General features: G+C 46.5%; 17 protein-coding genes. 6 read left to right on the top strand and 11 right to left on the bottom strand.

What is annotated here, in order from left to right:
• Positions 1-63: 63 nt before the first annotated feature.
• Positions 64-1,071: a class II fructose-bisphosphatase gene (gene glpX / locus ITG09_15050; protein ID UPR51967.1), complete on the bottom strand. Its 1,008-nt coding sequence runs from the start codon at positions 1,069-1,071 to the stop codon at positions 64-66.
• A 324-nt stretch (positions 1,072-1,395) separates the two neighbouring features.
• On the opposite strand from glpX, the gene zapB reads away from it, so the two are divergent.
• Entirely contained in the window at positions 1,396-1,638 is a 243-nt protein-coding gene (gene zapB / locus ITG09_15045) for a cell division protein ZapB (GenBank protein ID UPR51966.1), read from the top strand.
• A 109-nt stretch (positions 1,639-1,747) separates the two neighbouring features.
• On the opposite strand, the gene rraA is transcribed toward zapB, so the two are convergent.
• The 7 genes from rraA to priA all read right to left on the bottom strand — a co-directional run bounded on the left by rraA (position 1,748) and on the right by priA (position 9,696).
• The gene (gene rraA, locus ITG09_15040) at positions 1,748-2,266 is read right to left on the bottom strand and encodes a ribonuclease E activity regulator RraA (GenBank protein ID UPR51965.1); all 519 of its coding nucleotides are present in this window, start codon (positions 2,264-2,266) and stop codon (positions 1,748-1,750) included.
• A 73-nt stretch (positions 2,267-2,339) separates the two neighbouring features.
• Complete coding sequence (locus tag ITG09_15035) at positions 2,340-3,257, bottom strand: 1,4-dihydroxy-2-naphthoate polyprenyltransferase (protein ID UPR51964.1); 918 nt, start codon at positions 3,255-3,257, stop codon at positions 2,340-2,342.
• Between the two features lie 155 nt (positions 3,258-3,412).
• Positions 3,413-4,753, bottom strand: coding sequence for an HslU--HslV peptidase ATPase subunit (gene hslU / locus ITG09_15030; protein UPR51963.1), 1,341 nt, complete (start codon positions 4,751-4,753; stop codon positions 3,413-3,415).
• Between the two features lie 58 nt (positions 4,754-4,811).
• Positions 4,812-5,360 (bottom strand): ATP-dependent protease subunit HslV, encoded by a 549-nt coding sequence (gene hslV, locus ITG09_15025; protein UPR51962.1) that lies wholly within the window; start codon positions 5,358-5,360, stop codon positions 4,812-4,814.
• A gap of 228 nt (positions 5,361-5,588) precedes the next feature.
• Positions 5,589-6,128, bottom strand: coding sequence for an SPOR domain-containing protein (locus tag ITG09_15020; GenBank protein ID UPR51961.1), 540 nt, complete (start codon positions 6,126-6,128; stop codon positions 5,589-5,591).
• Positions 6,129-6,250: 122 nt separating this feature from the next.
• Positions 6,251-7,255 (bottom strand): DNA-binding transcriptional regulator CytR, encoded by a 1,005-nt coding sequence (gene cytR, locus ITG09_15015; GenBank protein UPR51960.1) that lies wholly within the window; start codon positions 7,253-7,255, stop codon positions 6,251-6,253.
• 239 nt (positions 7,256-7,494) lie between these two features.
• Positions 7,495-9,696, bottom strand: a complete 2,202-nt coding sequence (gene priA, locus ITG09_15010; GenBank protein ID UPR51959.1) for a primosomal protein N' — start codon at positions 9,694-9,696, stop codon at positions 7,495-7,497.
• A 331-nt stretch (positions 9,697-10,027) separates the two neighbouring features.
• On the opposite strand from priA, the gene rpmE reads away from it, so the two are divergent.
• Positions 10,028-10,246, top strand: coding sequence for a 50S ribosomal protein L31 (gene rpmE / locus ITG09_15005; protein ID UPR51958.1), 219 nt, complete (start codon positions 10,028-10,030; stop codon positions 10,244-10,246).
• 347 nt (positions 10,247-10,593) lie between these two features.
• Positions 10,594-11,883 (top strand): malate dehydrogenase, encoded by a 1,290-nt coding sequence (locus ITG09_15000; GenBank protein UPR51957.1) that lies wholly within the window; start codon positions 10,594-10,596, stop codon positions 11,881-11,883.
• Positions 11,884-12,083: 200 nt separating this feature from the next.
• Here ITG09_15000 and metJ read toward each other — a convergent pair whose 3' ends face one another.
• On the bottom strand, positions 12,084-12,404 hold the full coding sequence (gene metJ, locus ITG09_14995) for a met regulon transcriptional regulator MetJ (GenBank protein ID UPR51956.1): 321 nt from the start codon (positions 12,402-12,404) through the stop codon (positions 12,084-12,086).
• Between the two features lie 208 nt (positions 12,405-12,612).
• Here metJ and ITG09_14990 point away from each other — a divergent pair, with 208 nt between their 5' ends.
• The 3 genes from ITG09_14990 to metF all read left to right on the top strand — a co-directional run bounded on the left by ITG09_14990 (position 12,613) and on the right by metF (position 17,405).
• Positions 12,613-13,794 (top strand): O-succinylhomoserine (thiol)-lyase, encoded by a 1,182-nt coding sequence (locus ITG09_14990; protein ID UPR51955.1) that lies wholly within the window; start codon positions 12,613-12,615, stop codon positions 13,792-13,794.
• Positions 13,795-13,796: 2 nt separating this feature from the next.
• Positions 13,797-16,208 (top strand): bifunctional aspartate kinase/homoserine dehydrogenase II, encoded by a 2,412-nt coding sequence (locus tag ITG09_14985; GenBank protein UPR51954.1) that lies wholly within the window; start codon positions 13,797-13,799, stop codon positions 16,206-16,208.
• Between the two features lie 297 nt (positions 16,209-16,505).
• Positions 16,506-17,405 (top strand): methylenetetrahydrofolate reductase, encoded by a 900-nt coding sequence (gene metF, locus ITG09_14980; GenBank protein ID UPR51953.1) that lies wholly within the window; start codon positions 16,506-16,508, stop codon positions 17,403-17,405.
• A 172-nt stretch (positions 17,406-17,577) separates the two neighbouring features.
• Here the strand turns inward: metF and ITG09_14975 are convergent, their stop codons facing one another.
• Positions 17,578-18,117, bottom strand: coding sequence for a PadR family transcriptional regulator (locus ITG09_14975; GenBank protein UPR51952.1), 540 nt, complete (start codon positions 18,115-18,117; stop codon positions 17,578-17,580).
• A 349-nt stretch (positions 18,118-18,466) separates the two neighbouring features.
• Positions 18,467-21,103, bottom strand: coding sequence for a phosphoenolpyruvate carboxylase (gene ppc, locus ITG09_14970; protein UPR51951.1), 2,637 nt, complete (start codon positions 21,101-21,103; stop codon positions 18,467-18,469).
• Positions 21,104-21,235 lie beyond the last annotated feature (132 nt).

Genomic DNA, 21,235 nt, shown 5'->3' with positions numbered 1-21,235 from the left:
AATAAAAAAAAAGGCTGATACTTGGTATCAGCCTTCGAATATTTTGTTTAACCGAGTTTTAGCTTACAGGATATGACCGACTACTTCTGGATCTTTACGCTCTAGGTAGTGGATAGATTTGATGCGACGAATCGTGCGACAGCGACCACGGATAAGCAAAGTTTCTGTGGTTGCGATATTGCCTTGTCGAGAAATGCCTTCTAATAAGTCACCCTTAGTAATACCCGTAGCTGAGAATACAACGTTGTCGCTGCGTGCCATGTCTTCCATCTTTAACACGATACCCGCCGTTACGCCCATTTCTGCGCAGCGCTCAAGTTCAAGTTCACCGTGCTTGCGGTTTTCTTCTGTGTCGCCTTTAACTTCGTGACGAGGTAGAAGACGACCGTGCATGTCGCCGTCGAGTGCACGAATAACAGCAGCCGAAACCACACCTTCAGGTGCGCCACCGATGCAATACATGACGTCTACTTCGCAGTCTGGCATACATGTTAGGATAGAAGCTGCAACATCACCGTCTGGCACAGCAAATACACGAACGCCCATTGCTTGCATGTCGGCGATGATTTGATCATGACGAGGCTTAGCAAGCGTGGTTACGACTAGAGTATCGAGTGTTTTACCTAATGCTTTAGCGATGTTTTCTAGGTTTTCTGTTAGTGGTAGTTCTAGGTCAATCACACCTTTAGCGCCAGGGCCAACAACCAACTTTTCCATGTACATATCAGGCGCTTTAAGGAAGCTGCCTTTTTCGCCTGCCGCCAATACAGCCAATGCATTTGATTGGCCCATTGCTGTCATGCGTGTCCCTTCAATTGGGTCAACTGCGATGTCGACAGCGTCGCCGCCCACACCTACGTTTTCGCCGATGTATAGCATAGGTGCGTCATCGATTTCACCTTCACCGATAACAATTTCACCGCTAATTTCGGTTTTGTTTAATAGGCTACGCATTACTTCTACAGCAGCGCCATCTGCAGCGTTTTTATCGCCACGGCCAAGCCACTTGTAACCAGCTAGTGCTGCACCTTCTGTGACACGAGAGAATGACATTGCTAAATCGCGTTTCATGCGGACTCCAAAACTTTCAAAGGGGGAATAGAAATTTCGCGGCGAATTTTACCATATCCAAAAGAAAACGTTTGCCTTTTTGTTTTTTGGAGATTGCTCTCGATCAATTCGCAGTGGAAAACAGTTATTATTCATCAAAATAATCGGTTTGCCGTTGTGGCGGTAATCGTTCACGTCAATATTCGGTAAAAAGCGCTGTTTTTTTCATCGAATGGCGCAAAATATCGAATATATTGAGTGTTTATCCTTGCTCTGCTGAGTAGAATGGGGAAATAAGTGGAGTGAACCTTCACCATCAAACGGATAACTTAAAGGTAGGCCAGAATGTCTTTTGAAGTACTAGAGCAGCTAGAAGCAAAAATTCAAACAGCAGTAGATACAATTGCACTTCTTCAAATGGAAGTAGAAGAGCTTAAAGAAGAGAAACAAGCACTAGCAACAGAAGCTGGTGAGCTTAAAGCAAGTCGTCACGAGCTAGAGCAAAAAACTCAGCAAATGCAGGAAGAGCATTCTGCATGGCAAGATCGCATCCGTAACCTTCTTGGTAAAATGGATGACGTAGAGTAATCGACTCTTCAGATTTAAAAAACGCCCGCTACTCAGTAGCGGGCGTTTTTGTTTGCGTTCTAATGCTTCGTACTCTTATGCTTTGTTTTATTATTCAAAGCTGAGTGGGCTACTCGCCCTCTTCTTCTTCGACATCCAGATCTAGTTCTACATCTAAAGGTTCGGCAGAAAGAATGATGCCGGTGTTGTCGGCGTAGAGGTAATCTTCGGGTAAGAAGGTCACGCTACCAAAGTTCACGGGAACATCTACCTCACCGACACCTTCTTGGCTCGCGCCAACAGGGATAGAAGCCAAGGCTTGAATACCTAGATTCATGTCTTCAAGTTCATCGACTTCGCGAACGCAACCGTAAACCACAATACCTTCCCACTCATTGTCTTCGGCCAGTAGGGCAATCTCAGCATCGATCAGCGCCTTGCGCAGTGAGCCGCCACCATCGATTAACAACACACGCCCCAGACCGTCTTGCTCTAGTACAGAGCGAATCAAAGCGTTGTCTTCAAAACACTTTAATGTCGTGATCTGTCCTGCGAAGGATGCACGTCCACCGAAGTTGCTGAACATTGGCTCCACGACATCAACTTGATCCAAATATATGTCGCACAGTGCTGAAGTGTTGTATTCCATTAGTATACCTTTTGAACAATGAGCTTACTTTGAGTATATCGGTGCTTGATCCCTTTGCAATGATTAGTCTCATTTAACTCAATAGAGTTTGAGCTACGACAACCCCTGCAAACAATAGGTTAGTGACCAGTGAGCATTTCACAATCACGGGCATCATCGGTGCAATCTGCGCTGGCTTTTCGGTTTCCCAAACGGCCTTGCCATGCTTGTACACAATAATAATGCTCAGTAAAAACGGCAGGCTAATCCAGACCGGTTTTTCTTGAATCAGTAGGTAGATGGCGAAAGACGCAAGCGCCAAACTAAGCAGGGCGAAATGGTATTGCTTGGCTTTGCGCTGCCCCAGACGAACCGCCATGGTGCGCTTACCACATTCGCTGTCGTTTTCGATATCACGCATGTTGTTGATATTGAGTACCGCAACCGCCATCAGTCCACAGCCTAATGCTGGCAGAAACAGGCTTGGTTCAACATGGCCAGTGTGTAAGAAGTAAGTCCCTGAAACACCTAATAAACCGAAGAAGATAAACACCGATAAGTCGCCAAGGCCAATATAGCCATAAGGTTTATTACCGACGGTATAAGCGATGGCTGCAACAATGGCTAATACGCCTAACGCAATGAAAGATAAGATACTTTCAATCGAGGTTAAGGCATGAAAAATAAGAATCAGCCCAGCGACCATGGTAAACACGATGTTGAGGATGATCGCTTGCTTCATGGTTTTGGCGGTTACCGCGCCAGATTGCATGGCACGTGTTGGCCCCAAACGATTTTCGTTGTCTGTGCCTTTTACGGCGTCGCCATAGTCATTGGCTAGGTTCGATAAAATCTGTAATAGGGTGGCGGTTAAAAATGCCAGTAGGGCTATCGATAAAGAAAACTGACCACCGGCGAACGCTAAACTACTTCCTGTAAGAATAGAGACAAGTGCGAGAGGCAGAGTTTTTGGTCGTGCGGCATCAAGCCAAATCAGTAGAGATTGTTTCATCGTAGGTCTAATTCTTTGTAAGTCTTCGTTTCATACTGTGATTTGAGTATACGCCCATTTTTCGGGTAATAAAAAGCCCACTCGAAAGTGGGCCTTGAATTCGCTTATTAGCTGCTATTTCTTTGAGATAGAGCAATAAGTTGGAGTTTCCTGTGCTACAGGATGAAGCGACTTAGGTCTTCGTCTTCTACGAGTTCGCCAAGCTTAGATATTACGTAAGCTTCATCAATCACCAATTTGCTGCCGGCTCTGTCTGTTGCGTCGAATGAAATCTCATCCATTAGGCGCTCCATGACGGTATGTAGACGACGCGCACCGATGTTTTCAGTAGTTTCGTTCACACGCCATGCTGCGTCTGCGATTTGGTTGATACCATCTTCAGTGAACTCAATGCCGACATCTTCTGTTTTCATCAGGGCAATGTACTGCTCTGTCAGTGATGCCTTTGGCTCAGTCAGGATGCGTTTGAAGTCATGTGCTGATAGTGCTTCAAGTTCTACGCGAATTGGTAGACGACCTTGCAGTTCAGGGATCAGGTCTGATGGCTTAGCCACTTGGAATGCACCTGATGTGATAAACAAGATGTGGTCAGTTTTAACCATGCCGTGTTTAGTTGATACTGTGCTGCCTTCGATAAGAGGAAGCAGGTCACGTTGAACACCTTCACGAGATACGTCTGGGCCTGAGCTGTCGCCACGCTTACAGATTTTGTCGATCTCATCGATGAATACGATACCGTTGTTTTCAGCGTTGAAGATCGCGCTCTCTTTTAGCTCTTCCTGGTTCACAAGCTTCGCAGCTTCTTCTTCCGTCAGTGCTTTGAATGCATCTTTGATTTTCATTTTACGCTTTTTCTTGGTGTCGCCAGCGAGGTTTTGGAACATGCCTTGTAGCTGGTTCGTCATCTCTTCCATGCCCGGAGGTGACATGATTTCAACGCCCATTTGCGGCGCGGCCACATCAACTTCGATCTCTTTGTCGTCTAGCTTACCTTCACGCAGTTTCTTACGGAAAATCTGACGAGTGTTTGAAGAGGTTGTGTCTTCCGTTGATTGCTCGTTCTGACCCCAAGCATCACGAGCTGGTGGTAGAAGGGCATCAAGAATGCGTTCTTCAGCTTGTTCTTCAGCGCGGTACTGTACTTTTTCCATCGCTTGTTGGTGCGTCATCTTGATCGCAACGTCCGTTAGATCACGGATGATGGTTTCAACTTCTTTACCAACGTAGCCCACTTCGGTGAACTTAGTCGCTTCTACTTTGATGAAAGGCGCGTTTGCTAATTTCGCTAGACGGCGAGCAATTTCAGTTTTACCTACACCCGTTGGGCCGATCATTAGGATGTTCTTTGGTGATACTTCAACACGCAGGCTTTCTTCAAGCTGCATACGACGCCAGCGGTTACGCAGTGCAATGGCAACTGAACGCTTAGCGTTGTCTTGGCCGATAATGTGGCGATTGAGTTCGTGAACAATTTCGCGAGGAGTCATCTCAGACATGGTTTTTCCTTAATTCTTTAATCACTGTTGAATACAACGTTATTGATGGAAGCGGTCGTTACTCTGGCTTTGGCAGCTCAACGGTGCTTTCTAGTTCTTCAATAGTGTGGTGATGATTGGTGAAGACACAGATATCGCCGGCAATGTTCAGCGACTTTTCTGCGATTTCACGCGCATCTAAATCAGTATTTTCTAATAGTGCGGTAGCTGCTGCTTGAGCGAAGTTACCGCCCGAACCGATCGCAATCAGGTCGTTCTCTGGTTGAACTACGTCACCGTTACCTGTGATGATCAGTGAAGCGGTCTCATCCGCTACTGCTAACAGTGCTTCTAACTTACGCAGAGCACGGTCGCTGCGCCAATCCTTCGCCAGCTCAACGGCAGCTTTGGTTAGGTGGCCTTGGTGCATTTGCAGCTTGCTTTCAAATTTTTCGAATAGCGTGAAAGCATCTGCTGTACCGCCAGCAAAACCTGCCAGTACTTTGTTGTTGTATAGGCGACGTACTTTACGGGCATTGCCCTTCATTACAGTATTGCCTAGAGATACTTGTCCATCACCCGCGATGACGACTTTATTATTACGACGTACAGATACAATGGTAGTCACGAGTAGGGCCTCTTAATATTTCTTATCTTTGGGTATAAAAAGTATATGAGGATGGCACTCGGATAATTCAAGGAACCGCGAGTGATGTCGTGCAACTTATCGGAGGAAGTTGTAAGGAAATTTGGCTAAAGGGGAGGGGGATAAAAGAAAACCTCCACAATGGGAGGCTTTCGGTGTTTGGTTATCTTTCTTTCTTTATTAAGAAAGAGACTGCCGTTGAATCTAAAACTACTCGGTGTCTTTCCAAATAGCACAAGGTTCGATTTTTGCGCGCTGTAGCTTATGGCGATCGCGTTCTGCGTCACGCTTCAACTTGTAAGGTCCTAGAACCACGCGGTACCAGCTGCTGCCATCTTTCTTGCGGATCTCACTTGAGATACCTTGGAAGGCAATATCCAACTTACGTGCTTCTGCCTGCGACGAGGTTTTGTAAGCGCCACACTGCATGATGTAAGGGATCTTGGAGATCTGTTGCTCTTTGGCTTTTACTTCAATCTCGCGGCTTGGCAGCGTTTCAACGTAGTCCCACTTCTCTTCTGGAGGTGGCGGAATCACTTTCGCTGGTTTTGGCTTAGGCTTTGGTTTGCTCACTACTGGAGCCGGCGCTAGTGGCTCAGGATCATTACTCAATAAGTAAAGTCCGTAACCAAATCCGCCAACAAGGAGGATCGCCAAAAGACCACTACGCCAAGGTTTACGGCGAGGGGCTTGTTTTTTGGTCGGTTTTTTAGTGCCACGACCACGTTTTACATAATCTCTATTAGCCACAAGACAATTCAATAGTTGCTGATTCTGCCCTCATGGTAATCCAGATTGCGCGAGGATAATAGTGCAGAAATGGAAGCGGCACATCAAAATGTGCCGCAGATTTATATCGGTATTTCTAAGGTTTACATTCGAGGTGGCGCAGTACTGCCTCGAACCACTAATTTGGCTTCAAGCAGACGCGAACCTGCTTGCACATCGTTGCCTTTCAGTAGATCAAGCATCATCAACATCGCTTGGCGTCCAATCTCGTAACGAGGTTGAGAAATGGTGGTTAGCGGTGGATCGCAGTATTGAGCGAACTGAATGTCATCGAAGCCAACAATCGATAGGTCTTGAGGAACACGTAAACCTAACTTCTTCGCTTCTTGAATCGCACCAATGGCCATCGCATCGTTGTGACAGAAGATAGCGGTTGGTTGTTCAGGCAGTGCTAGTAATTGACGAACTGCTTGAGCACCGGCTTCAAAAGTGAAGTCGCCGACCGTGCTGTAGGCTGGGTTCATTGCCACACCTGCACGACGCAGAGCTTGTTGGTAACCTTGTTGGCGGAACTTACACAGCGTTGCTGATACAGGACCTGATATTTGAGCGATACGTTTATGGCCTAACTGAGCTAGGTAGTTAACCGCTTCAAATGCAGAGGTCAGGTTATCGATGTGTACGGTAGGAAGTTCAAGCTCAGGGGCAAACTCACACGCCATCACCATTGGTGGTAAATTCTTTTGTTCAGACTTACTGACATCAAATGGATGGTCAGTGCCAAGCAACAACATGCCGTCAGCTTGTTTGGTGAAAACTAAGTTAACAAACGAAGACTCACGCTTCTTTTGTTGGCCGCTATCACCCAGTAAGACAAGGTAGTCATTTTCTACTGCGGCATCTTCGATACCTCGAATGATTTCGGCGAAATAAGGGTCACAGATATCAGGAACGATAGTGATGATGGTTTTTGATTCGTTGCGACGTAAGTTTCTAGCTAATGTATTGGGTGAGTATCCAGCTTCAAGTACTGCTGTTTCCACTCGTTTACGAGTCGAAACTGAGACTTTCTCAGGGTTCATCAATGCACGTGATACTGTGGCTGTTGAGACGCCTGCTAGCTGGGCAACATCCTTCATTGTCGCCATAAATTAAACCCTCTTTAAGTTCCTTTGTCGCCTAAGTATCTAAGGCGTGAATAATAAATGTAATCGAATAGATATTATGAAAGTGTTGCTAACACTTTTTTTATTGCAATATTTTATTCGTTTAATCCGTGTAAAGTTACGGCTAGATTAACAAAAATCACATGACTCGTGTGAAGTTGCTCACGAGAAATATGAAATATTTGTGAACAAACTTATCATTAGTTTTAACCCGGAGGGGTTTAGCTTAGATCTTGTGGCTCTATGTCGAGTGACCAGCGAACTTTTTTCGCGGCGGGTAACATATTAATTGCCGGTTTAGCGCTCATTAATAGCTTCTGCATTAACGAGCGAGTTTGAGTCTGTAAGATTAACTGCCAGCGCGATTTGCCTGCTCGTTTTGCTAATGGGGCCGGGGTTGGCCCTAGTACCATGCAATATTGGTCAAACAGCGGATGAGATTCTAATGTGTGGCGAACCTGACGCAAGAACTCTTCCACCAAACGTGTGTCATTGGCTTCTGCTCTAAACAGCGTCATAAAGGTATAAGGCGGTAACATTGCCTGTTTACGCTCTGCCAGCGCCGTCTGAGCAAAGTGGTTATAGTCTTTGTGTAGCAAGGCTTGCAGCAACCCATGTTCTGGGTGGTGAGTCTGTAAGATCACCTCACCGGGTTTGCTTGCTCGTCCTGCGCGTCCCGCTACTTGGATGAATAGCTGGGCAAGACGTTCAGACGCTCGGAAGTCACTGCTATATAAAGAGCCATCCACATCCAGTAACGCCACAAGTGTCACGTCAGGGAAGTGGTGACCTTTAGCCAGCATCTGTGTACCGATAAGAATCTGGTATTCACCCTTACGAATCGATTCAAGCGCACTTTCTAAGCTGCCTTTACGGCGGGTGCTGTCGCGGTCAATTCGTATGGTTTTGTATTCAGGGAATAGCTGACCAAGCTGCGCTTCAAGTTGTTCGGTACCGACACCCACTGTCACCAAGTTCGCAGACCCACAACCTTGGCAATTGTGCACGATATGCTGCTGAGAGCCACAGTGGTGGCAGCGCATCTCATTACTGTATTGGTGATAGGTGTAGTAAGCATCGCAGCGTTTACACTCGGCTGTCCAACCACAATCGTGACACATCAATGCGGGAGAAAACCCTCGGCGATTGAGGAACAGCATCACTTGGTTGCCCGCTTTGAGGTGTCTTTGCATCTCAGCAATCAAAGAAGCAGACAAGCCACTTTCTAGATATTCACCCTTCACATCCAACACTTTATTGGTGGTCGGCAGCGCGACACCCGCACGTGAGGTCAGGGTGAGGTAACTGTATTTACCGATCTGAGCGTTGTGCAGCGTTTCAAAGGCCGGAGTCGCCGAGCCTAACACAACCGGAATCTGCGCTTTATGAGCACGCATGATGGCTACATCACGAGCGTGGTAGCGTAGGCTATCTTGCTGCTTATAAGAGGCATCGTGCTCTTCATCGACAATGATAATTCCCAGATCAGCGAAGGGTGTGAACAGAGCCGAGCGCGTACCAATCACAATGCCCGCTATTTTGTCTCGCGCTGATAACCAAGCATTCAGTCGCTCAGAATCGTTTAAACCTGAGTGGATAACCTCAACAGGCACATTAAAGCGTCGTTTAAAGCGGTTAATCGTTTGTGGTGTCAGGCCTATTTCAGGAACCAATACTAACGCTTGTTTACCTTGGTCTAGAATCGGTTTGATCATATTCAGGTAGACTTCAGTTTTACCTGAGCCCGTGACACCCTCTAGCAGGAAACAACCGAAGTCGGTTTGGCTATTTACGGTCGCAATCGCGATGGCTTGTTCGGCATTGAGCTTAGGTTTGTCTTGGTTGTTTTCAAGGTCAACTGGCCACGGCTGACGTTTTGGCTTTTTCTCTACCGATTCAATCCAGCCTTTCTCTTCTAGCGTTTTGAGTACTGCACTGCCAACTTCTTCATCAATGAACTCTTGATGAGGAACCGGACCGTGTTCAAGCATGTGCATCACTTTGGCTTGCTTGACCGCGCGACCAAAACCTTGCATCAGTTGGTCTTTACCTGATGGCGTTAACTGCCACTCAACCAGCGTCGCGAAGTCGGCGGCTTTGCCTTTTCTTAGGGCGCTTGGAAGGGCGTTAGCAAAGGTTTCGCCAAGAGGGTACTGATAAAACTGACTGCACCACATTAACAGTGAATAGACAGATTCCGGCCAAACAGGCTGATTGTCTAATAAGGCTTTAATTGGCTTGAGCTTGTCTAGCTCGAATTCAGATTCGTTAACCAGAGCCGTTACAATGCCGGTTAAGGTTTGTCGTCCAAAAGGCACAGAGACTCGTCCACCAATAATCGGAAATAGGTGGTTTGGAATCTTGTAATCGAACTGCTTGTCGAGTGGAACAGGCAGTGCCACGCGGGCAATCATTGGACGCATAAAGGGACGGCTTTATCTGAGTTGACGAGAGCGAACAGTCTAAAGGATAAGGAGCTTAAATTCGAGAAGCAGTTTGGATGAAGGCGGCGAGTTAGTGCATACAGACAACGAGCGGCCGAAATCTCAGGTCGATAAAGGAAATAAAGAGACAATTGGTGAAAAATGTATCAAATCAGTTGATCCTGCCTTATAGATTCATTACTATACTGCGCCTTAAAGGTATGGCTTCATCACTCTTTTGTGTCGATGCGGTGTCTTTATTTCTTTTTTAAACTACGTGTGGTGTGCGGCTTAGAATCGTATAGCGACACGGCCTACTTGAGGTTATCCCATGAAAGCTGGAATCCACCCAGAATACAAAGCAGTTACTGCAACTTGTTCTTGCGGCAACACATTTGAGTTCAACTCAACGCTAGCAAAAGAATCAATCCACCTAGACGTATGTGACAAATGTCACCCGTTCTACACTGGTAAGCAACGTATCGTAGATACTGGCGGCCGTGTTGATCGCTTCAACAAGCGTTTCGGTGCTCTTTCTAGCAAGAAGTAATTCTCGCTATTTAGACATGAAAAAGGACACTTCGGTGTCCTTTTTTGTTGCCTGCAATTTGTAAAATCACTGACGTCCATTCAAGCATCCATCTCACCCAGTCATCTCACCTAACGATAAGTTGCCTCTTTATTCTATTGCACGGCAATTCCTTGCTTATCATTCGTCACCAAAATTCCGCATGAAAGTTCAACAAGCGATAGTAATTTCAACTGCTCACTGGTCTTATTAGTAGTGAAATCTCGTTTTTTAATGAGACAGGGGCTTTAACTACCTAGGAACTTTGAAGTACATCCATTAACATGAACAAGATCCCCCAAATAATAATATCCTAGGAACCTACACCTATGTCTGAAGACAGCAGCCAAGCTCAATCCTCTCAAGAATTATCGCCTCAAGAACAATTCCGTCAGCAAGCTCTTGATTATCATGAGTTCCCGATTCCAGGCAAAATTGCCGTAGAACTGACGAAGCCTGCAAACTCTGCAGAAGACCTAGCACTTGCATACAGCCCAGGCGTGGCTGAGCCTGTTCGCGAGATCGCACAGAACGTTGATAACGTTTATAAGTACACAGGTAAGGGCAACATGGTTGCTGTTATCTCTAACGGTACAGCGATTCTTGGCCTAGGTAACCTTGGTCCTATTGCTTCTAAACCAGTTATGGAAGGTAAAGCGCTACTGTTTAAGCGTTTTGCTGGTTTAGATTCTATCGATATTGAAGTAAAACACCGCACAATCGATGAGTTCGTTGATACGGTTGCGAATATCGCAGATACATTCGGCGGTATTAACCTGGAAGACATCAAAGCACCAGACTGTTTTGAGATTGAACGTCGCCTGATTGAACGTTGTGATGTTCCGGTATTCCACGATGACCAACACGGTACTGCGATTGTGACAGCAGCGGGTATGCTGAACGCGATCGAACTTCAAGGTAAAAAACTTGAAGAGTGTAAGATCGTTTGTTTAGGTGCTGGCGCAGCAGCGGTTGCTTGTATGGAACTACTGATTAAGTGTGGCGCTCAGCGTGAAAAGATCTACATGCTTGATCGTAAAGGTGTGATCCACACTCGTCGTGATGACCTAAACGAATACAAAGAGCTGTTCGCAAATAACACTGACAAGCGCACGCTTGAAGATGTTATCGAAGGCGCTGACTTGTTCTTGGGTGTATCGGGTCCTAACTTATTGCCTGCTGAAGCATTAACGCTGATGGCAGATAAGCCTGTTGTGTTTGCATGTTCAAACCCAGATCCAGAGATCAAGCCTGAGCTTGCACACGAAGTTCGTTCTGACCTAATCATGGGTACAGGCCGTAGTGATTACCCTAACCAAGTAAACAACGTACTTTGTTTCCCATTCATTTTCCGTGGTGCGTTAGACGTGCGTGCGAGCGAAATCAATGACGAAATGAAGCTAGCGGCGGTTAAAGCGATTCGTGAACTAGCGAAAGAAGAAGTTCCAGCTGAAGTACTAGCAGCTGCGGGCGAGACTGCACTGGAGTTTGGTAAGGGTTACATCATTCCTAAGCCAATGGACCCACGCCTACTTCCTCGCGTAGCACGAGCGGTTGCGGAAGCGGCTGTTGAATCTGGCGTAGCTCGTATCGAGATGCCTGCTAACTATATGGCATAGAGACATAGATACTGGATGACATAATCGTCTGGTATCGTCGTTTCGTTATCGAGACGAAAAAGAATAATAAAAAACCGACTCATAGGAGTCGGTTTTTTTATGTCTATCATTCACAGCGCAGTCATAAAAACGCAATGCGTGATGTGATAAATAGGGTCAGCTATAGCGAATCAATAATGAAGGCAGTGACTGAGTTGTTTTTATTCTTCGTCAAACGCTTCGAACTCGATACCCATTTCTGTCATCAGTTTTTTCACTTCAGCAGGGATATCGTCAGGACGATCTTTACGAAGGTCTTCATCCGTTGGTAGTGGTTGGCCCGTGTACGCATGTAGAAAGGCTTCGCACAGTAGCTCACTGTTTGTTGCATGGCGTAGGTTATTAATCTGGCGGCGAGTGCGCTCGTCAGTAAGAACCTTTAACACTTTTAGAGGGATAGAAACTGTAATTTTCTTTACTTGTTCGCTTTTCTTTCCATGCTCAGCATATGGGCTTATGTATTCACCATTCCAGTCGGCCATTGCGTACCTTCATCACTTTAGTTGTTAGAATAAATTAATAGTGGTGATTTTAGCGGGATTTACTGCCATAAGCAAAGACATATAGACGTCTAGAAGTGTTGACGTCTCACGTTTATGAAAGTAAAGTGAATAACATATATCTAACACAGCCGCAAAAACCCCACAAGTGGCTGTGATACCCAGACGCCAAACTTGTAAGGAAGCACCTATGAGCAGCCGGAAGCCAGCAACAATCGCAGTACGTACTGGTATCGAGTCAGACACGCAACACCATGCCGTTGTCCCACCCATTTATCTTTCGACTAACTATGGATTTCCCGCTTTTGGTGAAGTGCCAAAGTACGATTACACCCGTTCTGGTAACCCAAACCGCGGTTTACTAGAAACGGCACTGTTTGAGCTTGAGTCGGGCAAAGGCGCGGTGGTCACTAACTGTGGTACCTCGGCGCTTAACTTATGGGTTTCTGCTTTCCTAGGCGGCGATGATCTTATTATCGCACCCCACGACTGCTATGGTGGTACTTACCGTCTGTTTAACACTCGCTCGCTGAAAGGTGACTTTAAAGTTCTGTTCGTTGATCAATCGGATCAAGCCGCACTGGATGCGGCGATCGCGCTTAAGCCAAAGTTGATCTTAATCGAAACACCATCGAATCCATTAGTTCGTGTGGTTGATATTGCAGAGACTTGCCGTAAAGCGAAAGAGGTAGGTGCTCTGGTTGCTGTCGACAACACGTTTTTGACGCCGGTGTTCCAAAAGCCTTTAGAGCTGGGTGCGGATTTTGTTATTCACTCAACCACTAAGTACATCAACGGACACTCGGACGTTATTGGTGGTGTTGTCGTTACGAAAACTGAAGAGCACGCTGAAGAGCTTGCATGGTGGGGCAACTGTATTGGTGCGACCGGCACACCATTTGATAGCTACATGACTTTACGTGGTATTCGTACGCTAGGTGCACGTATGCGAGTTCACGAAGAAAGCTCACGTGAAATTCTGGCGTCTCTGCAGCAACAAGATCTCGTCGGCACTATTTACCACCCAAGCCTTCCTGAGCATCCGGGTCATGATATCGCGAAGAAACAGCAGTCTGGCTTTGGCTCAATGCTGAGCTTCGAGTTTGCAGGTTCATTTGAGGCGCTTAAGTACTTTGTTGATAAATTAGAGCTGTTCTCTTTGGCAGAATCACTGGGCGGTGTGGAAAGCTTAATTTGCCACCCTGCGTCGATGACTCACCGTGCGATGGGCGAAGAAGCACTGGCAGAAGCGGGCGTTTCTCAACAGTTACTGCGTCTTTCTGTTGGCCTTGAAGATGCAGAAGACTTAATCGATGACCTCAAGCAAGCGTTTGAAAAAACACAAGGCTTTATCGCTGAAGGGGAGGGTTAGTAATGGCAACCTTTCGCCAGCTACATAAATTTGGTGGTAGCAGCTTAGCGAATCCTGAGTGTTACCAACGCGTGGTCAACATTCTTAGAGAATACTCATCAGCCACTGACTTGGTCGTGGTATCGGCAGCGGGTAAAACAACGAACCGCTTGATTGAGTTTGTTGAAGCGCTCGACAAAGATGGCCGTATCGCCCACGAATGTTTGCAAGCACTTCGTCAGTTCCAACTTGAGCTGATTGAAGCGCTGCTTGAAGGTGAGTCTGCGGCTCAGCTAACGACCACTATTCAGCAAGAATTTACCGCTTTGGGTGAGTTAACGGCTCCTCTAAGCGAAGCGCAAAAAGCACAAGTGCTAGGACATGGTGAGGTTTGGTCTTCACGTCTGTTAGCTGCTTTGTTGTGCCAACATGATTTACAAGCGGTTGCTCAAGATGCACGTGCCTTTTTACGTGCAGAAGTGGGTGCTCAACCTGAAGTGGACCGTGCACGTTCTTACCCTCTGATTAAAGAAGCCTTAGCGCAGCATGCACATTGTCGTGTCGTGATTACTGGCTTTATGGCTCAAAATACTGACGGTGAAACGGTTCTACTCGGCCGTAACGGCTCGGATTACTCAGCAACTGTGATTGGTGCTTTGGCTGAGGTTGAACGCGTAACAATTTGGAGTGATGTCGCTGGTGTATACAGCGCTGACCCTCGTTTGGTTTCGGATGCGTGCTTACTACCTCTGCTTCGCCTTGATGAAGCGAGTGAGTTAGCTCGTCTAGCGGCTCCAGTGCTTCATAGCCGAACGCTACAGCCTGTGGCTCAAAGTGCTATGGACTTAAGCTTACGCTGCAGTTATCAGCCAGAGGCGGGCTCTACACAGATAGAGCGTGTACTGGCATCGGGTCGTGGTGCGAAAATCATTACTTCTCTGGATGAAGTTCTTATTGTGCAACTGACCTTTGGTCATGGCCATGATTTCGACCGTCTAGAGAGTGAAGTGCTTGAAGGGCTTAAGCGCGCTCAACTTGAGCCGCTTGCTTATGAGCTTGAACCGGATCAGCACTGTTTGCGTCTTGCTTACACAGAAGAGATCGCTGGTGGTGCGTTAGAATATCTACAAGATCACGCGATTGAAGCTGAGATCAAGCTTAAAGAAGGATTCTCTCTCATTGCTGCCGTGGGTGCTGGCGTGACTAAGAACCCGAATCATTGTTACGGTTTCTACCAGCAGCTTAAGAGCTCGCCGGTTGAGTTCATCTCAGAAGCGAACTCAGGATTGAGTTTAGTGGCTGTGATTCGTAAGAGTGAAACTTCAAGCCTAGTGAAAGGTATTCACTCTCAGCTATTCCAAGCGCAGAAGCGTGTTGCGATTGCTTTATGTGGCAAGGGCAACATTGGTTCAAGCTGGTTAAGCCTGTTTGCAGAGCAAAAGGCGGAACTTGAAAAGCGTCGTGGAATGAACTTTGAATTAGTTGCGGTGGTTGATAGCCAAACCTATTGGTTCGATGACCAAGGCATAGATGCGACTTCGGTAGGTAAGCGCTTTGATGACGAAGCGATTGCCAACAACGGTAACGACTGGTTAGAGCGTTTGGGCTCTATTCAAGGTTACGATGAAGCAGTGGTTCTCGATGTTACTGCGAGCCCAGTGCTTGCATCAAAATATCTGCAAATCGCACAACAAGGTATTCACCTGATCTCGGCGAATAAGGTGGCAGGCTCTGCATCGAGCGAGTATTACCATCAGGTACAAGATGCTTTCGCGAAGATCAGCCGTCACTGGTTGTACAACGCGACCGTTGGTGCAGGTTTGCCGATTAACCACACGGTACGTGATTTGCGTGAAAGTGGCGATGACATCATTGCCTTGTCTGGCATTTTCTCGGGCACCTTGTCTTGGTTGTTCCAACAGTTTGATGGCACTGTGCCGTTCAGTGAGTTGGTAGACTTAGCGTGGCAACAAGGCCTGACTGAGCCAGACCCACGTGCTGACCTAGATGGTTCAGACGTGATGCGTAAGCTGGTGATTCTGGCTCGTGAATCGGGTTTAGACATCGAGCCTGAAAACGTAAAAGTGGAATCATTGGTACCTGAAGAGTTACAAGACCTGTCGGTTGATGACTTCTTTGATAAGGCTTCTGTGTTGAGCGAAGAGTTGGCTGAGCGTTTAGAGAAAGCGCACTCTCAACAGAAGGTTCTGCGTTACGTAGCGCGTTTAGAGAAGAATGGTAAGGCAACCGTAGGCGTTGAAGCTCTGTCTAAAGAACACGCTCTAGCGAACTTGCTGCCTTGCGATAACATCTTTGCGATTGAGAGCAAATGGTACAAAGATAATCCATTGGTTATTCGTGGTCCAGGAGCGGGGCGTGAAGTAACGGCGGGTGCAATTCAATCTGACCTAAACAGAATGTCTAGTCTGTTCTGATACTCAGATCGGTTGGTTTAATACTCAGATAAATTGTTTTAGTGTCTAAATAGCATACTATTCACTAAGATAAATAAGGCTGAAAGCACGATGTGTTTTTCAGCCTTTTCTCTACATTATTTCTGCTTTGTGAGTCATCTAACTACTTGAGTTTTACTCACGATCTACTTGAGAAAAATTCATAATGGATCTGTTGACATTAAATCGTATTCAATACATTCTACAGACATATAGACGTCTAAACGTCGTTTAAGGATTTGAGATTTTAGTGGTTGTTTTTGCCACAGGGAGAGTAAGATGGGATACACACACGCAGGCCATATCGACGCTTTAAATCAGAATATTGCTGAGCTTTCTGATAACATCAATGTGTCATTTGAATTCTTTCCACCAAGCAGTGAGAAGATGGAAGAAACACTGTGGAATTCTGTTCACCGTCTTAAAACACTTCAACCAAAATTTGTATCAGTAACCTATGGTGCAAACTCAGGTGAACGTGATCGTACCCACTCAATCATTAAAGAAATCAAGAACCAAACAGGCCTAATTGCTGCGCCACACTTAACGTGTATTGATGCTAGCCGCGAAGAGCTGATTCAAATTGCCGACGATTACTGGGCAAATGGTATTGAAAGTATTGTGGCGCTGCGTGGTGATATTCCTGCTGGCGGTGGAGCTCCAGAGATGTATGCCTCTGACCTAGTTGAACTGCTTAAATCGCGCCATGATTTTGATATCTCGGTTGCTGCATTCCCTGAGGTTCACCCTGAAGCGAAGAGCGCTCAATCTGACCTTATCAACCTAAAACGCAAAGTGGATGCGGGCGCAAACCGTGCTATTACGCAATTCTTCTTCGATGTTGAAAGCTACCTACGTTTCCGTGACCGTTGCGTAGCGGCTGGCGTTGATGTTGAGATTGTACCGGGTATCTTGCCAGTTTCTAACTTCAAGCAAGCGTCTCGCTTTGCAGCAATGAACAACGTAAAAGTACCAGGCTGGATGGCGAAGCAGTTTGAAGGTTTGGATGATGATCCAACAACTCGTCAATTAGTAGGTGCTAGCCAAGCCATTGATATGGTTCGTACGCTGAGCCGTGAAGGTGTGAAAGATTTCCACTTCTACACGCTAAACCGTGCAGAAATGACTTATGCACTTTGTCATACGCTAGGTGTTCGTCCACAAGTCGCTGCGCTTTAAGCAAAGTCTAAGAAGTAAAGCCTAAGCGCTTGTGAAAAGCCTTTGGCTGTAAATTTCAAATCCTATAGATACAAAAAAGGCTTGGACTCTAAGAGTTCAAGCCTTTTGCTTTTCTAGCTTCTAGCTTCTAGCTTCTAGCTTCTAGCTTCTAGCTTCTAGCTTCTAGCTTAACTTAAGCAAGAGCACCAAGTTCAAGCAGTACTTCTTCAGCCCATACAATCCATGCTTCACGGATAAGTAGGTTACGACGAAGAGTAAGACGCTCAAGGCGTGCTTGCTTGTCTAGTGTTGATGGCGTTGCGTAGTAAGCCGCTTCGATTTCACGGTAGTGAGAAACCAGTTTGCGAGACTCTTCTACTAGCTCAGCAAGTTGTACACGGTAAGCGTCAGAAGGTTGTACAGCACAAGCCATTAGCTTAGCTGAGAACTCATCACGAACGGTTGGGTGTGCAGTCGGTTGTTCAAACCATTCACCTAGCGCGCCACGGCCAGCATCAGTGATAGAGTAAACTTTACGATCAGGTTTGCCTTCTTGAGGCTCAAGCACGCAAGTTACCTGGTCGTTCTGAGCCATTTTATTTAGCTCGCGGTAAACTTGTTGATGGCTAGCTTTCCAGAAGTAACCAATGCTTGCGGAGAATTCTTTTGTGATATCGTAACCAGTAGCATCGCGTGTACTTAAAACGGTTAGAATTACGTGTGGTAATGACATGTCTGAAATCCAAATGGTAAACAGTAAACAAATACTTAAACAACAAGTGTGCTTCTAATGGCACGTTATATTGGTTATGTCTAAGTAGCACCAACTCATCGGTTGGTTATGTCACCTTACAAAGCCGTTTATCACCTAGGTTGACCAGTTTATTGGTCAAATTGCTGCAGATTATTTTTTTGGAGTGTTTCCGCAGCGGAGCAGTAGTATATCTAAATAATAAGCATAAAGTAGAATACATGGACAAAATAACCCAAAAAACTGACAAAATACTCACTAGTGGTTATTATGCAAAACAAAAAGGTCGCATGTGGCGACCTTTTGTTCTTTTTGTAGTAGGAATCACTAATTAACCAGTGTTTCGCATACCTGCTGCAATGCCTGCAATCGTCACCATTAGCGCTTCTTCTAGCTCTGCTGGTGGTGTTTCACACTTACGAGTACGGTAAAGCAGCTCTGCTTGAAGCATGTTTAGTGGCTCAACGTAGATGTTACGTAGGCGAATTGACTCAAGCCCCCAAGGGTCGCTCTGCATCAAGTTCTCGTTATTTTCTACATTCAGTACTGCTTTGATGTCTTTTTGTAGCTGTTCACGCAGTAACTCACCCAGAGGTAATAGCTCTTCATCAACAAGACGTTGGTCGTAGTACTTGGCAATTTCCATGTTGCACTTTGAGTACACCATTTCCAACATACCCAGACGAGTTGAGAAGAATGGCCACTCACGACACATTTCTTCAAGTAGCGCTTGATGGCCTTGGTCTACTGAGTATTGAATGGCTTCACCTGCGCCTAACCATGCTGGAAGTACCAAACGGTTTTGGCTCCATGAGAAGATCCATGGAATCGCACGCAAGCTTTCTACGCCACCGTTCGGGTTACGTTTCGCAGGGCGAGAACCGAGGGGCAATTTGCCTAACTCTAGCTCTGGCGTAGCTTGACGGAAGTAAGGTACGAATTTCTCTTCACCGCGAACCACGTTACGGTAAGCCTCACAAGAGACTTGAGACAGCACTTCCATTAGGTCGCGCCATTCTTGTTTTGGTTCAGGTGGCGGCAGAAGGTTCGCTTCTAGAATCGCACTTGCGTATAGGTTGAAGCTGTTTACGGCAACATCTGGCAAGCCAAGCTTAAAGCGGATCATTTCGCCTTGCTCAGTTACACGTAAGCCGCCTTTCAAGCTCTTAGGTGGTTGAGAAAGAAGGGCTGCGTGCGCTGGAGCACCACCACGACCAACTGTACCGCCACGGCCGTGGAATAGAGTCAGTTCGATGCCTTCTTCGTCACAAACCTTAACCAGTTTGTCCATCGCGTCGTACTGAGCCCAACCTGCAGACATTACGCCGGCATCTTTCGCTGAGTCAGAATATCCAATCATCACCATTTGGTGGTTCTGGATAAAGCCACGGTACAAGTCGATGCTCATTAACTGTTTCATTACCGCTTCTGAGTTGTTCAAGTCGTCTAGCGTTTCGAACAGAGGACATACGTCCATGCGGTACGGGCAACCACATTCTTGTAGCAGCAAGTGAACAGCCAGTACATCTGATGCAGTACGAGCCATAGAAATCACGTAAGCACCGAAGGCTTCACGAGGTTGAGCAGCAACCACTTTACAGGTGTCTAAAACCTCTTTGACCTGTTCAGATGGCTCCCAGTCGCGTGGTAGCAGCGGGCGTTTTGAGCTTAATTCATTAGTTAAGAAAGCAACCTTGTCTTGCTCACTCCACTGGTCGTAATCGCCAATGCCTAGGTAGCGAGTCAGTTCAGACAGCACATCTGAGTGACGTGTACTTTCTTGACGAACATCGAGACGAACCAAGTGCACACCGAATGCTTTCAGGCGACGCAGGGTATCAAGTAGAGAACCGTCTGCGATTACGCCCATGCCACATTCGTGCAGCGATTGGTAACACGCGTAAAGCGGAGTCCAAAGTTGGTCGATGTTCTGTAGTGTTTCTTTCTTCGGTACTTCAGCGTCGTGCAGTTTCGCATCAAGCACTTCTAGCGTGTTGTTCAGCAGAGTACGTAGGCTCTTTAGGATTGCACGGTAAGCTTCGTGCTCGTCACCCGCTAGCTCACGAACGGCATCATTACACTTAGTCATCGACAGTTCGGTAATCAGCTCGTTTACGTCACCTAGGTACAGGTCAGCGGCTTTCCAGCGAGATAGGCGCAGCACTTCTTTGGTGATGGTGTGCGTTACAAATGGATTACCATCGCGGTCACCGCCCATCCAAGATGAGAAGTGTACCGGGCGTGCATCAATTGGCAGGCCTTCACCAAGGTAGCCTTTTAGTCGGCCGTCCATTTCACGTAGGAAATCTGGCACAGCTTCCCAAAGCGAGTTCTCAACAACTGCAAAGCCCCATTTAGCTTCATCAAGTGGCGTAGGGCGTTGCTGACGAATCACATCTGAGTGCCAACCTTGAGCGATAAGTTGCTCCAGGCGACGTTCGGTTTTCACACGCTCTTTGTGTGATAGGTCGCTTAATTCTAATTTAGACAGACACTCGTTGATCTTAACCAGCTTGTTGATCATGGTACGACGAGTGATTTCTGTTGGGTGTGCAGTCAGAACGAGTTCAATGTTCAGGTCGCGAACGGCTTGAGCCGCGTCTAGCTTGCTGATGTCATTCTGGTTTAATTTGGAAAATAGAGATTGCAGCACGTCTGGTTCGCAAACATGCTCCTCACAGTGGCGAGAGATGGTGTGGTACTGCTCTGCCATATTGGTGAGGTTGAGAAATTGGTTAAATGCACGAGCAACAGGAGTGAGTTGTTCGTTCGGCAGGTTTTTGATTTCTTCAACTAGGCTGTCACGGTCAGCTTTGTTGCCTGCGCGGGCGGATTTGGAAAGTTTACGGATAGTCTCCACTTTCTCTAAGATAACGTCACCATGTGCATCTTGGATTGTGTTACCTAGCAAGCGTCCCAGCATGCTTACGTTACTCTTGAGAGCGGCGTATTTCTCGTTCATTGTCATCCTGCCTCGTAAAAAAATTACATCCATTGTTCCTTGTTAAGTACACAATCTAGCGAAAACTGCTGTATCTAGTCAAATAAAGCATTCTAAGTTTGCAATTATTAGGTTTAAAAATGCGGGAGAAGTAAATTT

It is taken from the genome of Vibrio cyclitrophicus (genome assembly GCA_023206055.1).
GTDB lineage: Bacteria > Pseudomonadota > Gammaproteobacteria > Enterobacterales > Vibrionaceae > Vibrio > Vibrio cyclitrophicus_A.
This window is presented reverse-complemented; position numbering and strand designations above follow the sequence as displayed.